We start from the raw sequence: 12,752 nt of genomic DNA on the forward strand, positions 1-12,752 counted from the left end.
GTGGGGGTGAAACGGTTCTCAAGACGAAAGGACGAACCTCATGAAGTACGTCATCATGTTCACCTCGACTCCACAGCTCGACGCCGCCATCGCACCGGAGGTCGCACAGGACGTCTACGGACGCGTGTTCCAGTGGTTCCAGGACAACGCCGAGGTGATCGACGACAGCGGTGCCGAGTTGCAGCCGGTGGAAACCGCGACCACCGTCCGGCACGGTGCGCGGGGAGCGGTCGTCGTCGACGGGCCGTTCACCGAAGCCCGGGAGGCGGTCGGCGGATTCACGATCATCGACGTGCCTGACCTCGACGCGGCGATCGCTCTCGCGAAGAGCTGGCCGATGCTGGAGATGGAGGGCACGTCGGTGGAGGTCCGGCCCATCGTCACCGACTACAGCCAGTTCGAGCAGTGACCGCATCGGATGCCGCGTCGCCGTCGGGCGCGGCATCCGATCGTGCCCTCGAACGCGTGGTCCGCGCGGAGTCTGCTCGCATCGTCGCGGCGCTCACCGCCTCGCTGGGCAACCTCGATCTCGCGGAGGAGTCGGTGGCCGAGGCGGTGGCCGAGGCGCTCGTCTCCTGGAGGGAGGTCGGTGCGCCTCCGAATCCGGGCGGCTGGCTGACCGTCGCGGCTCGGCGCAATGCGCTCGACCGGCTGCGGCGCGACCAGCGATATCGCAAGAAGCTCGAGCTCCTCGCCGGCGCACCCGCCCCCTCCGAGAGTGCGATCGATGAGCGCGTCTCGCTGCTGTTCGGCTGCTGCCACCCTGCCCTGACCGAGTCGGCACAGCTCGCCCTCACGCTCCGCGCCGTGTGCGGACTCACGACGGAGCAGATCGCTCGGGCGACGATGAGCACCCCGACCGCGGTCGGGCAGCGCATCGTCCGGGCGAAGCGCAAGATCGGCGCGGCCGGAATCCCGCTGCGTGTTCCGATCGGTGCGGAGCGCTCGCCCCGGCTCGACGTGGTTCTCACGGTGATCTCGGTCATGTACAACGAGGCACATCTCACCGCCGGTGGCGGTGCGGAGGCGAATCGCGACCTCGCGGAGGATGCGCTCTGGCTCGCCGATGTGGTCGCTCACGCACTTCCGAGTGAGCCTGAGGCGCTCGGGCTGGTGGCCCTGCTGAAGTTTCATCGCAGCCGGGAGCCTGCGCGATCGGTCGCCGGGCGCATCGTGCTCCTCGCTGACCAGGACCGCTCACGATGGGATGTCGGTCTACAGGCGGAAGCGCATCGGGCGCTCGCGGCAGCGGCGGCGCTTCGGCGACCGGGGAGGTGGCAGCTCCAGGCAGCGATCGCAGCGTGCCATTCCGACGCCCGCGTGTTTTCGGAGACCGACTGGGAGCAGATCATCGTCCTCTACGACATGCTGCTCGCCTACGACCCGTCGCCGGTCGTCCGTCTGAACCGTGCCGTCGCGCTCGGGGAGACCGGCCGACGAGAGGCTGCGCTGGCCGAGGTCGAGGCGCTGGAAGATGAGATGGTCCGCTTCCACCTCTGGCATGCGGTGCGCGCCGAACTGCTGCGCGGGCTCGGCCGAGAAGAGGAGGCGATCCGCGCGCTTCATACGGCGCACGGCCTGACGACCAACGAAGCGGAACGGCGGCTGCTCCGCTCGCGAGAACTCTGCTGAGCCGACTGGGCGTCCGCTCAGCTGAGGGCGTGGGAGACGAGGCGTTCGAGGGTGTGGATGCCGTCGCGCGACAGGATCGATTCGAGATGTCCCTGCACCGAGGCGAAGTGCGCGCCGCGCAGGGCGTAGACGTCGCCCGACGCGTCGTCTGCGGACACCTCGGCCGATGCGACGGTCGTCGTCCCCGGTGTCACTCGCGCCGTGAACGTGTTGTAGAAGCCGATCGATGCGTCCTCTCCGAACACCGGGACCGCCTTCTGCAGGCCTTGGTGCGGCGCAGCGAGCGGTGTCAACGCGATGCCCAGCCGGTCGGCGAGGATCTGATGGCTGAGGCAGACCGCGAGCAGCGGAGCTTCGGCCTCGAGGCGGCGTCCCACGATCTCGCGCATCCGCGAGATGCGAGTGCTCGTGGCGTCCCGCGGGTCGCCGGGGCCGGGGCCGGCGACGACGAGATCCGTGGTGTCGATGTCGGCGTCCGTCACCTCGTCCCAGGGCGCGATCGTCACGGCGAGCCCGAGGTGTCGCAATTGGTGGGCGAGCATCGTCGTGAAGCGATCCTCGGCGTCCACGACGACAGCCGTGTGCCCCGCGAACGGTCCGGTGAAGTCCTCGCCCTGCGGGTTGAGCCAGAATTCGGCCAGGCGTGCGTTGCGCGAAGACAGCAGTGCGGCGATCGCCGGGTCGTCGGCGAGGGCGCGTTCCCCACCCGGCGCATCGGCATCGCTCCGGGCCTCCGCCACACGATCGCGATCGATCGCACCGATCGCGCCGAGCACGCCGGCCGCCTTGCCGTGCGTCTCCGACACCTCGCCCAGAGGATCGGAGTGGCGGACCAGTGTCGCACCGACGGGAACGCGCAGCGTGCCGTCCTGGAGGTACACGGTGCGGATGAGGATGGGGGCATCCAGGTCATGTCCGCCGTCCGCGTTCGGGGTGAACAGTGCGGCCACGCCGGAGTAGTAGCCTCGCGGCTGGCACTCATGACGCCGGATCACAGCGCAGGCGTTCTGCATGGGTGATCCGGTGACGGTCGGTGCGAACATCGTCTCCCGCAGGATGTCGCGCGGGTCGAGGGCACTGCGTCCGCGAAGCATGTACTCGGTGTGCGTGAGCCGCGACATCTCCTTGAGGTGCGGGCCGGTGATGCGCCCGCCGTCGGAGCAGACCGCGCTCATCATCTTGAGCTCCTCGTCCACGACCATGAACAACTCCTCGGTCTCCTTGGTGGAGGCGAGGAAATCGATCAGTGTGTCCTTGGTCGCGCCCCCTGCGGGGTGGCGGAAGGTTCCGGAGATCGGGTTCATCGTGACGACGCCCTCACGCGCGACGACGTGTGCTTCCGGGCTCGCGCCGACGGCGATGTGCCCCGGCGTGAAGACCGCGAACGTCCAGTACGCGCCGCGCTCGTGCGTGAGCAGGGCGCGGAACCAGGTGAGCGCCGCGGTGCGGTCGTCGACATCGATGTTCGCGGTGAAGTCGCGGCGGATCACGAAGTTCGCGCCTTCGCCGCGCCCGATCTCGTCTGCGATGACCTTCTCCACGATGGCCGCATACTCGTCGTCCGCGATGTCGAAGCCGTCGTCGCGGAGAGGCACCGGGGTGTTCGGGAGCTGCTCGAGGAGAGCGGGAGTCGGAAGGTGGAGGTGCTCGTTGACGATCACGCACCGCAGCGGTGCGCCGTCGTCCTGTGCGACGAAACCACGCTCACGCACCTGGCGGTAGGGGACCAGGGCGAAGATCTCGCGCGGGGTGCCGTCGAGCATGAGCGGGATGTCGGCGAGCAGGTCGACATCGACCACGTCGCCGCTGAGCAGCTCGACGGTGTCGGCACCGTCGCGGGCGATCAGCACGAAGGATGCCGTCGGGTCGGCGCTGAGCTCGGCGAGTCGTGAGAGGGTCATCGATGTCTCCTGTGCAGTGCTCCGGCTCGGCGCAACGAAAAGACCGCCCCGGAGGCGGTCTGGATTCGTGGGAACGCGAACACACCGCCTAGAAGGCGGGCCACCAGGTGAAGTTCGCGAGCATGGGCCTGAAACTACCACATCGCCCGTGCCCGTCTGAGCGGCAGGGCCTCACCAGAGACTGCCGCCGGGCCGGGTCACCTCGGCATCGAGGGCGTGATCGACGACGAGGCGCACGGCGCGTGCGAGATCCTTGTCGGCGAGGTGCGCTGCGCCGGCCGGTGCGGTGCTGGTGGACCAGGGCAGATGCACGAATCCGGCTCGCGCGTCCGCCCGAACAGCGCCGAGGGCTGTGTAGAGCACGTGATTGCAGACGTAGGTCCCCGCCGACAGCGAGAGGCGCGCAGGCAGCCCGTCCTCGATCAGCACCTGGAGCAGACGCTTGGTCGGGAGGCTGGCGAAGCGAGCGGCGGGGCCGCCGATCTCGCTGGGAGCATCGAACGGCTGCGCGCCGTCGTTGTCGGGGATCCGTGCGTCGATCAGGTTCACGCCGATGCGCTCGACGGCGATCCGCTGGCTGCCTCCGGCGAGCCCGGTGGCGATCACGGCATCGGGGGAGTGCGTCGCGATCAGGTCACGAAGGCGGAGCGCCGAGGCATCGAAGGCGACGGGCAGCGTCGCGATGACGAGATCGTGCGGGCCGTCGTAGTCTGCCGCCACTGCGCGGACGGCGTCCGCCGAGGGGTTGCGGGCGGCGCCGTCGAAGGGCTCGAAGCCGGTGAGGAGGATGACCGCCATGCGACCAGCGTAGGTGCGTCCGTCCAGCCCTCTCGCATCCGGGCGGCGTAGGCTGGTGGGGTGCCAGCAGTGAACCTCGGAATGCCGAAGATCCCCGAAGTCCTCGCCCCGCGCCGGAAGTCTCGGCAGATCAAAGTGGGCAAGGTGCTCGTGGGCGGCGATGCTCCCGTCAGTGTGCAGTCGATGACGACCACGAAGACCACCGACATCAACGGGACCCTTCAGCAGATCGCCGAGCTCACGGCGTCCGGTTGCGAGATCGTGCGCGTCGCCGTGCCGCATCAGGACGATGCCGATGCGCTCAAGATCATCGCGATGAAGAGCCAGATCCCCGTGATCGCCGACATCCACTTCCAGCCGCGCTACATCTACACGGCCATCGATGCGGGGTGCGGGGCCGTCCGCGTCAATCCCGGCAACATCCGGGAGTTCGACGGCAACGTCGGCAAGATCGCCGAGGCAGCCAAGGCCGCCGGCGTCTCGCTGCGCATCGGCGTCAATGCCGGATCGTTGGACCGTCGCATCCTCACCAAGTACGGCAAGGCGACGGCCGAGGCTCTGGTCGAGAGCGCCGTCTGGGAGGCGTCGCTGTTCGAGGAGCACGACTTCCACGACTTCAAGATCTCCGTCAAGCACAACGATCCCATCGTCATGGTCAAGGCCTACCGTCAGCTCGCCGAGCGCGGCGACTGGCCCTTGCACCTCGGGGTGACCGAGGCGGGGCCGGCGTTCCAGGGCACGATCAAGAGCGCCACGGCATTCGGCATCCTGCTCGGCGAGGGGATCGGCGACACCATCCGCGTCTCCCTCTCGGCGCCGCCGGCGGAAGAGGTGAAGGTCGGGCACCAGATCCTGCAGTCGCTCAACCTCCGTGAACGCAAGCTCGAGATCGTCTCGTGCCCGTCGTGCGGACGCGCTCAGGTCGACGTCTACACACTCGCCGAGAACGTCACCGAGGGGCTCAAGGACATGACGGTGCCGTTGCGCGTCGCCGTCATGGGCTGTGTCGTCAACGGTCCGGGCGAGGCCCGTGAGGCCGACCTCGGCGTGGCATCGGGCAACGGCAAGGGGCAGATCTTCGTCAAGGGCGAGGTCATCAAGACCGTGCCGGAGGCGGAGATCGTCGCGACCCTGATCGAAGAGGCCACCCGGATCGCCGCCGAGATGGGCCCGGAAGCGCCCCTCGGCACCGCGCAGGTCGTCACCGCCTGAGTCCTGAGGAGCACGGACATGTCCGAAGCCGCTTTTCCCGCCCCCGTTCAGGCGATGGTCGATGCGATCGGGATCTTCGTGATCGAGGGCGACAAGCTGGCCGGCTTCACCATCCCGCCGTCGCACTGACCCCGCTGCCACAGGCCGCCGACCGCACTCCGGCATCACCGTCGAATCCGAGGAGATCCATGTCGACACCCACCATCGTGACCTTCGCCGAAGGCGCTGTAGACGGTGACGGCGTCGTCACCCGCATCGAGCAGGGCCCGCACGGAACGGTGGTCGTGGTCGACGCGACTCCTTTCCACCCCGTCGACCACACCTGGCCGGATCAGCCGGGCGACAGCGGAACGATCACGTCGGGCGGGCAGGTTCTCCCGGTCGCGGAGGCCGTGATGGCCGCTGCCTCCGCGGAGGGTGCCTTCGCCGTGGGCAGCGACATCCCCGTCAAGCGTGGCGCGGAGGGGTGGACGTGGCTGGTCGGGCACCGCATCGACGCCGAGGTGCCCGACGGGCTGGTGGAGGGCACCCGCGTCCGCCTGTCCGTCGACGAGACGCGCAGAGCCGGACTCAGTCGTGGTCACACGGCCTGCCACCTGGCCTCCCTCGCGCTCGACCTCGCCGTCTCCGACCTGTGGCGGAAGGACCCGGGAGTGGATGCGCTCGGGAACCCCGACTTCGAAGGCCGCGCGAACCAGTCCAGCCGTATCCACGAGAACGGCGCCGTCGACGAGTACCGTCTCGGCAAGAGCTTGCGCAGAGCTGGATTCGACACCGAGACCTTCGCCGCGACGCTCGCCGATCGTGAGGAGCAGATCAACAGCCGGCTCGCCGCGTGGGTGGCGTCGGGCGCAGCCAGCGTCATCCGGACGGAGGGGGCCACGATCGTCGACCGCCGGCGGTGGCACTGCGACCTGCCGGAGGGCCACGCGGCGATCCTCTGCGGCGGCACCCATGTCGACAGTCTCACGGAGTTCTCCGCGATTGTGGTCGAGCTCGATCTGAGCGACCCGCAGCTCCTGGTGATGACCACGACCGCGACCCCGGCGGTCTGACCTCAGCGGACGAATCCCGCCTGAACGCGGCCACCCGCTCGCCGTAGTTCGGTCTCGACCTGTGCGGCGAAGAGCGCGAGGTCTCCGGCGAGCAGCGGGTTGCCCAGGAGGTCGGCCCGCTCGGGGCTCAGGGAACGCAGTCGACGGGGAAGCCATTTTCCCGTCGCGACCCAGTGGCCCTCGGACAGGAGCATCAATTCTGCGATGCGTTCGAACAGCAGGTTCGCCACGACCCGTTGTTCCAGGGGATCCTCCGCGTCGTGGAGGTCATCGAGGAGGTCGGTGATCACGTAACGACGGAAGGCGGACTCTTCAGCGGTGAGTGTCGGCCCCGCGGCCAGGAGTCTGCTCCAGTGCGCACGGAACTCATCCAGCGACCCGTCATCCCGGATCGGCATTCCTTCCACGAGCATGTGGACGATGACGGGGCGGTGGTTGTCGAGCCCGCGATCCGCCCACTCGGCGAAGCCGTCCGGAGTGTAGGCGAACACCTCGAAGATCTCTCCTTCGAACTCGTGGGTGGCCGCCTCGCTCGACTGCGTCGGGTCGTCGAAGAGCGGATCGCCGATGAGGAGGAGATCGGTGTCGCTGGTTGCCGTGCGCTCCTCACGTGCTGTGCTCCCGGCGACGATCGCGATCCGCGCGCGGGGGTAGGTTCCGGCGATGAATCGCTCGGCGCGTTCGGCATGATCCATGCCGTCAGAGTATCCGCCGATGTCGTTCGCGCCCGGTGGCCTCGCCTCGGCGAGCGGTCACCAGATCGCGCGGAGGACCCGCTGTGTGTCTGCGAGCGTGAGGCCCTCCGCCCGGGCGATGGCGGCCAGCGCGTGGGCGGCATCGGCGATGCCGCCCGCGACGGGGCTGGCCGTATCGCTCACCCGCGTGCCGGAGCCGATGCGCGAGGTCGCGAGCCCGTCTTCCTCGAGCAGGCGATACGCCTTGGCCACGGTTCCGGGGGCGATCGACAGGTCCGAGGCGAGTTGACGCACGGACGGAAGGCGGTCGCCGGCGAGGAGCCGGCCGGTCGTGATCAACCCTCGGATCTGATCGTGGACCTGTTCTGCAGGCGACTCTCCGGTATCACGGCGGATCGTGATGATCATGACGTGCGCACCCGACTCGGTGTCCGCGCGCCCATCGGCACACCGCTGAGGGCGGTGAGCAGCCAGAGCGCGATCCCTGCCGTGGTGGAGAGGGCCCACGCCACGAACAGTGCGGGCTCCATCGCGGCGAACGGGGTGCCGAGGGACACCATGCCGAGAGGGCCCGCCTGTGCCGACAGCATCATCGATGCGGTGCCTCGGAGCGAGCTGAACACCACGGCGAGATGGAGCAGTACGGCCCCGCACGCGATCCGGGCGATGTTGGCGGCACGTAGTCGCCGGATCGCGGTGTCGCGGTCGATGTCGTCGCTCCAGGCAGGACGCGGGATCAGGAGCCAGCCGATCGCGGTGGCGAGGAGGAGCACGCCGAGCAGCGCCAGCGACGGCAGCGAGTAGTGCCAGCCGTAGATGCCGGTCGAGGCCGAAGTGCCCGAGGACCCCAGGGTGATCGAGAATCGTGTGTACTCTCCCCGCTCATCCGTCTCCGATGCGGCGCCGGCGGCAAGAGCGAGCGCGACGGCAACGGTTGCGAGGGCCCCGAGGAGGATGGGCTGTCTCGGGCGGAGGAACGTCCGGACCGTACGCGGGACGAGCTGTGCCGAGGCGTCCATCTGCGTCGACCGTGAGGGGAGGCAGAGCAGGATCACGCCGACGATACCCAGTATCAGCGGAAGTGCCGTCCGGCTCCCGAGGTCCCACCAGAGCTGCGGGCCGAAGCCGAGATCTCCGGCGAGGGGAGCGAGGAACACGATCACCGGCACTCCACCCGCGATCGCGGTGAACACCGCGTCTCTGGTCGGGAGCCGTGGGGTTCCGCGCAGGAGAGTCAGCCGGAGGGCGAGCGCGATCACTGCGCCGAGCACGCTGGGCCCCCAGATGAGAAGCAGGAACAGGATCATCGTCGCCTCCGTCAGTGTGTCAACACGCTGATACATTATGTACCAGTGTGATGACACACTTCAAGGCTCGTTCACACGGCGAACTCGACCTCGGCCGCGGCGATGTCCGCGTTGACGACCTGCAGGCGCACGAGGTCTCCCGGCTTCACGTCGGCGGGAACGGGTGCTGTCGCCGTCACCGCGGGGTCGGCGATCTGCACGCTCGCGCGCTCACCGCGCAACTCGATGACCGTCGCCTCGATCGTCGTGCCGATCAACGGAACGAGCAGCGCGGCTTCGACGGTGTTGATCGTCGTCGAGTTCAGCCGCGACGCGCGCTGACCGGACTCCTGCATGAGAGCGGGGAGCTCGGGAAGCGACGCGCGGGCCCACTCCGGTACCGGAGCGCCACTCGATGCCGCAAGGCAGATGACGAGGCTCCAGCGGTCGACCAGTCGGCGCAGGGGAGCGGTCGCGTGCGCGTAGGGAGCGCCGATCGCGGCCTGCACCGCGTCCTCCGGGGGCGCTCCGTCGAAGATGACATACCCTGCGCCGCGAAAAAGCGATGCTGCGGCTTCGAGCACCGGGAGGGTGACGGGGTCGGCGCGATCCAGCCGGCGCAGGTACTCCCCGTAGGTTCCCGACGTCCACGGTCGCCCGAGGGCCACCGTCTGGTGACGGAACGTGGTGAAGGCCGCGTCGTCGGGTTCCGGCATGGTGCGGAGGACACCGATCCCGGCGTCGAGCATGAGTGACGCCGCCGCCATCCCCGTCATGAGGGACAGTTGAGCGTTCCACTCCTCGACGGGGAGAGGGCTGCGGCGTTCGATCGAATACGCGCCGTCCGCACCCTGGACGACCTCCTCATCGGGGAGGTTGAGACTCGCCCCGCCCCGTGACCGTTCCTGTTCGAGGCGCCGCGCTCCGATCTCCGGCAGCAGAGCCGCGGGTCCGTCGTCGCCGCGGTCCAACGCCTGCTGCGTGGTCACGTACTCGAGCTGGGCGCGAGAGCGGATGAGTGCGCGTTCGAGGCGGAAGTCCTGCACCGAGGCCGCCTCGTCGAGGTCGAAGGTCCAGACCAGCGCAGGGCGGTCGACGTTTGCGAGCAGCGAGGCGCGATCCTCGCTCAGTGCTCGAGGATGTAGCGGGATCGACCCGTCCGCCGCGTACAGCGTCTGTCCGCGGCGTCGAGCCTCGGTGTCCACCGCTCCGCCCGGCACGACGAATCCCGGAACGTCGGCGATCGCGTAGCGCACCGTGTAGCCGGTGCCCGCACGAGCCAGGTGGAACGCCTGGTCGAGGTCGCGGGAACCCGCCGGATCCAGCGTCGCGAACGGCACGTCCCGGAGGTCGAGCTCCGGGGCGGTCGCGGTGCTGGTCTCTGCTTCGGCGAGCGCCTCGGGTGGGAATTCGAGCGGCGCCTCCGAAGACTCCCGGAGCGCGGCCAGGGCGGCCGCGAGCTCGCTCCGAGTGGCGGAGGAGGACACATGCGATCGGCGCTGCGGCATGGCTCCACACTATGCGGGCTCCCTCATCGATGCCGGATCCGCTGGAGCCGACCCGACCGTCCGCGGGTCGCGTTACCGTGGTTACATGACCACTGCAGCCAAGGCCCAGACTCTTGTCGGACTCTATGACGCTCCGGAGATCCTCCGCGTCGTGAATGTGTGGGACGTCGTCTCCGCGAAGGCCGTCGCCGCGCTCCCGGAGACGAAGGCGCTCGCCACCGCGGGGCACGGCATCGCCGCCTCGTTCGGCTACGAGGACGGAGCCACGCCGCGAGAGGTGATGATCGACATGGTCGGGCGGATCGCCGCCGCTGTGCAGGTCCCCGTCACCGCCGACCTCGATGACGGCTACGGGGACGCGGGGGAGACCGCGCGTCTCGCCATCGCCGCCGGTGTCGTCGGTGCGAACGTCGAGGATCGGCTCAAGCCGCTCGACGAGTCCGTCGCCGCCGTCGAGGCGATCGTCAAGGCGGCAGAGGGCGAAGGAGTGCCCTTCGCCCTCAATGCGCGCACCGACGCCTTCGTCCGTGCCGGTGGGCGGTCCGTGAAGGAGAGCGTCGCCGATGCCATCCAGCGCGGTCGTGCCTACCTCGACGCCGGTGCGACGGCGGTCTTCGTCCCCGGCATCCTCGACATGAACGTCACCCGTCAGCTCGTCGAGGGCATCGGTGAGCGCAAGGTCAGCGTCATCGGTCTCCCGGGAGCGCTCGCCGCCTCGGAGTACGAGAAGCTCGGCGTCGCTCGCATCTCCTACGGTCCTCTTCCGCAGCGGGTCGCTCTCACCGCCCTGCAGGAACTCGCGGCCGACCTGTACGCCGGTGGGGTCGTCCCCGCGAACCTCCCCGCGCTCAACTGACGCGAGACGAGTGACCACGGCTCACTAGACTTGCTCCGTGGTCACTCGTCTTTCGAATTTCTTCCTCCGCACGCTCCGCGAAGACCCTGCAGGCGCAGAGGTCGCCAGCCACCGGCTGCTGATCCGGGCCGGGTACATCCGGCCGCAGGCTGCCGGGATCTTCGCGTGGCTGCCACTCGGTCTGCGCGTCAAGGCGAAGATCGAGTCCGTGGTGCGCGAGGAGATGGCCGCGGCCGGTGCGCAGGAAGTCCATTTCCCCGCACTGATGCCGCGTGAGGCGTATGAGGCGACCGGTCGCTGGGAGGAGTACGGCGATCTGCTCTTCCGACTCCAGGATCGCAAGGGGGGCGACTATCTCCTCGCCCCGACGCACGAGGAGGCGTTCACGCTGCTCGTGAAGGACCTGTACTCGTCGTACAAGGACCTCCCGCTCACGATCTACCAGATTCAGGACAAGTACCGTGACGAGGCGCGTCCGCGGGCCGGCCTGCTCCGTGGCCGCGAGTTCACGATGAAGGACGCCTACTCGTTCGATTCCTCCGACGAGGGTCTGGACGTCAGCTACCAGGCGCAGCGCGATGCCTACGAGCGGATCTTCCAGCGTCTCGGTCTCGAGTACGCCATCGTCCAGGCGGATGCCGGCGCGATGGGGGGCTCCCGCAGCGAGGAGTTCCTGCACCCGACGCCGGTCGGAGAGGACACGTTCGTGCGCAGCGCGGGCGGATACGCCGCCAACGTCGAGGCGTTCACGACCGCGGTGCCCGAAGCGATCGAATTCGACCCGGACGCAGAGCCGGTCATCTTCGACTCACCCGACACCCCGACCATCGAGACGCTGGTGGCGCACAGCAACCGCGAGCTCGACGGCGACTACACGGCGGCGGACACCCTCAAGAACGTGGTTCTGGCTCTCACGCATCTCGACGGGACCCGTGAGCTGGTCGTCGTGGGCATCCCCGGCGACCGCGACGTCGACGAGAAGCGTGCGGAGGTGGCGTTCGCTCCCGCTGAGGTCGAGACCGCCACGGCCGACGACTTCGAGAAGAACCCGCTGCTCGTGCGGGGCTACATCGGCCCGTGGTCACCCACCGGCGCCGTGTTGGGCGAGGAGTCCGCGACCGGCATCCGCTACCTCGTCGACCCGCGTGTGAGCGAGGGGACGACCTGGATCACCGGGGCGAACATCGACCAGAAGCACGCCCACTCCGTCGTGGCCGGACGAGACTTCGCCGCCGACGGCATCGTCGAGATCGCGAACGTGCGTGCCGGAGACCCGGCTCCCGACGGATCCGGCCCCGTCGAGCTCGCGCGCGGCATGGAGATCGGTCATGTGTTCCAGCTCGGCCGCAAGTACGCCGAGGCGCTGGGCCTGAAGGTGCTGAACGAGAACGGCAAGCTCGTCACCGTCACGATGGGCTCCTACGGAATCGGTGTGACCCGCATCCTGGCGATCATCGCCGAGCTCAACAACGACGACAAGGGGCTCATCTGGCCGGCCTCGATCGCACCGTTCGACGTGCAGGTCGTCGCAGCCGGTCGTGACCAGGTCGCGTTCGACGTCGCTGAGGGCCTCTCCGCTCAGCTCGAGACCGCTGGGTTCGACGTGCTCTACGACGACCGTCCCAAGGTGTCGCCGGGAGTGAAGTTCGGCGACGCCGAGCTCGTCGGCGTGCCGAAGATCGTGATCGTCGGACGCGGCGCGGCCGAGGGGCAGGTCGAGCTGTGGGACCGGGCGACCGGTGCCCGCGACGCCATCTCGGTCGACGAGGTCGTCGAGCGTCTCACGGCCTCGCGGTGAGACCAGGGCCG

General features: G+C 68.9%; 12 protein-coding genes. 6 read left to right on the forward strand and 6 right to left on the reverse strand.

Annotation, left to right across the window (positions count from 1 at the left end; genetic code table 11):
• The first annotated feature begins 40 nt into the window (after positions 1 to 40).
• Together FGL91_RS12110 and FGL91_RS12115 are read left to right on the forward strand one after the other, a co-directional pair.
• Complete coding sequence (locus FGL91_RS12110) at positions 41 to 409, forward strand: YciI family protein (protein ID WP_131492130.1); 369 nt, start codon at positions 41 to 43, stop codon at positions 407 to 409.
• Positions 406 to 1,632, forward strand: a complete 1,227-nt coding sequence (locus FGL91_RS12115; RefSeq protein WP_131492129.1) for an RNA polymerase sigma factor — start codon at positions 406 to 408, stop codon at positions 1,630 to 1,632. The genes FGL91_RS12110 and FGL91_RS12115 overlap by 4 nt, the downstream gene beginning before the upstream one ends.
• Positions 1,633 to 1,649: 17 nt before the next feature.
• Here FGL91_RS12115 and FGL91_RS12120 read toward each other — a convergent pair whose 3' ends face one another.
• Together FGL91_RS12120 and FGL91_RS12125 are read right to left on the reverse strand one after the other, a co-directional pair.
• Entirely contained in the window at positions 1,650 to 3,533 is a 1,884-nt protein-coding gene (locus FGL91_RS12120) for a chorismate-binding protein (RefSeq protein WP_131492128.1), read from the reverse strand.
• Between the two features lie 171 nt (positions 3,534 to 3,704).
• Positions 3,705 to 4,331 carry a pyroglutamyl-peptidase I gene (locus tag FGL91_RS12125; protein ID WP_153243928.1) on the reverse strand — a complete coding sequence of 209 codons (627 nt, stop codon included), beginning with the start codon at positions 4,329 to 4,331 and terminating at the stop codon, positions 3,705 to 3,707.
• Positions 4,332 to 4,412: 81 nt separating this feature from the next.
• On the opposite strand from FGL91_RS12125, the gene ispG reads away from it, so the two are divergent.
• Both ispG and FGL91_RS12135 read left to right on the forward strand, forming a co-directional pair.
• Positions 4,413 to 5,543 carry a flavodoxin-dependent (E)-4-hydroxy-3-methylbut-2-enyl-diphosphate synthase gene (ispG, locus tag FGL91_RS12130; RefSeq protein ID WP_047522577.1) on the forward strand — a complete coding sequence of 377 codons (1,131 nt, stop codon included), beginning with the start codon at positions 4,413 to 4,415 and terminating at the stop codon, positions 5,541 to 5,543.
• A 188-nt stretch (positions 5,544 to 5,731) separates the two neighbouring features.
• Positions 5,732 to 6,598, forward strand: a complete 867-nt coding sequence (locus FGL91_RS12135; protein ID WP_153243929.1) for a hypothetical protein — start codon at positions 5,732 to 5,734, stop codon at positions 6,596 to 6,598.
• A 2-nt stretch (positions 6,599 to 6,600) separates the two neighbouring features.
• Here the strand turns inward: FGL91_RS12135 and FGL91_RS12140 are convergent, their stop codons facing one another.
• From FGL91_RS12140 to FGL91_RS12155, 4 genes are all read right to left on the reverse strand, one after another.
• Positions 6,601 to 7,293 (reverse strand): hypothetical protein, encoded by a 693-nt coding sequence (locus FGL91_RS12140; RefSeq protein ID WP_153243930.1) that lies wholly within the window; start codon positions 7,291 to 7,293, stop codon positions 6,601 to 6,603.
• A 57-nt stretch (positions 7,294 to 7,350) separates the two neighbouring features.
• Positions 7,351 to 7,701 carry a GntR family transcriptional regulator gene (locus FGL91_RS12145; protein WP_153243931.1) on the reverse strand — a complete coding sequence of 117 codons (351 nt, stop codon included), beginning with the start codon at positions 7,699 to 7,701 and terminating at the stop codon, positions 7,351 to 7,353.
• Positions 7,698 to 8,600, reverse strand: a complete 903-nt coding sequence (locus FGL91_RS12150) for a hypothetical protein (protein ID WP_153243932.1) — start codon at positions 8,598 to 8,600, stop codon at positions 7,698 to 7,700. The genes FGL91_RS12145 and FGL91_RS12150 overlap by 4 nt, the downstream gene beginning before the upstream one ends.
• A gap of 71 nt (positions 8,601 to 8,671) precedes the next feature.
• Entirely contained in the window at positions 8,672 to 10,087 is a 1,416-nt protein-coding gene (locus tag FGL91_RS12155) for an RNB domain-containing ribonuclease (protein ID WP_153243933.1), read from the reverse strand.
• Between the two features lie 85 nt (positions 10,088 to 10,172).
• Between FGL91_RS12155 and FGL91_RS12160 the strand changes: the two genes are divergently transcribed.
• Entirely contained in the window at positions 10,173 to 10,943 is a 771-nt protein-coding gene (locus FGL91_RS12160) for an isocitrate lyase/PEP mutase family protein (protein WP_047522617.1), read from the forward strand.
• 37 nt (positions 10,944 to 10,980) lie between these two features.
• Positions 10,981 to 12,741: a proline--tRNA ligase gene (locus tag FGL91_RS12165; protein ID WP_131492121.1), complete on the forward strand. Its 1,761-nt coding sequence runs from the start codon at positions 10,981 to 10,983 to the stop codon at positions 12,739 to 12,741.
• Positions 12,742 to 12,752 lie beyond the last annotated feature (11 nt).

It is taken from the genome of Microbacterium sp. CBA3102, from assembly GCF_007954505.1.
GTDB lineage: Bacteria > Actinomycetota > Actinomycetes > Actinomycetales > Microbacteriaceae > Microbacterium > Microbacterium aurugineum.

What these genes read in the sequence shown, in the direction of transcription:
- FGL91_RS12155 (WP_153243933.1), bottom strand. Translation starts at nt 10,087, where the DNA reads ATGCCGCAGCGCCGATCGCATGTGTCCTCCTCCGCCACTCGGAGCGAG.
- FGL91_RS12140 (WP_153243930.1), bottom strand. Translation starts at nt 7,293, where the DNA reads ATGGATCATGCCGAACGCGCCGAGCGATTCATCGCCGGAACCTACCCC.
- FGL91_RS12145 (WP_153243931.1), bottom strand. Translation starts at nt 7,701, where the DNA reads ATGATCATCACGATCCGCCGTGATACCGGAGAGTCGCCTGCAGAACAG.
- FGL91_RS12150 (WP_153243932.1), bottom strand. Translation starts at nt 8,600, where the DNA reads ATGATCCTGTTCCTGCTTCTCATCTGGGGGCCCAGCGTGCTCGGCGCA.
- FGL91_RS12110 (WP_131492130.1), top strand. Translation starts at nt 41, where the DNA reads ATGAAGTACGTCATCATGTTCACCTCGACTCCACAGCTCGACGCCGCC.
- FGL91_RS12125 (WP_153243928.1), bottom strand. Translation starts at nt 4,331, where the DNA reads ATGGCGGTCATCCTCCTCACCGGCTTCGAGCCCTTCGACGGCGCCGCC.
- FGL91_RS12160 (WP_047522617.1), top strand. Translation starts at nt 10,173, where the DNA reads ATGACCACTGCAGCCAAGGCCCAGACTCTTGTCGGACTCTATGACGCT.
- FGL91_RS12120 (WP_131492128.1), bottom strand. Translation starts at nt 3,533, where the DNA reads ATGACCCTCTCACGACTCGCCGAGCTCAGCGCCGACCCGACGGCATCC.
- FGL91_RS12135 (WP_153243929.1), top strand. Translation starts at nt 5,732, where the DNA reads ATGTCGACACCCACCATCGTGACCTTCGCCGAAGGCGCTGTAGACGGT.
- ispG (WP_047522577.1), top strand. Translation starts at nt 4,413, where the DNA reads ATGCCGAAGATCCCCGAAGTCCTCGCCCCGCGCCGGAAGTCTCGGCAG.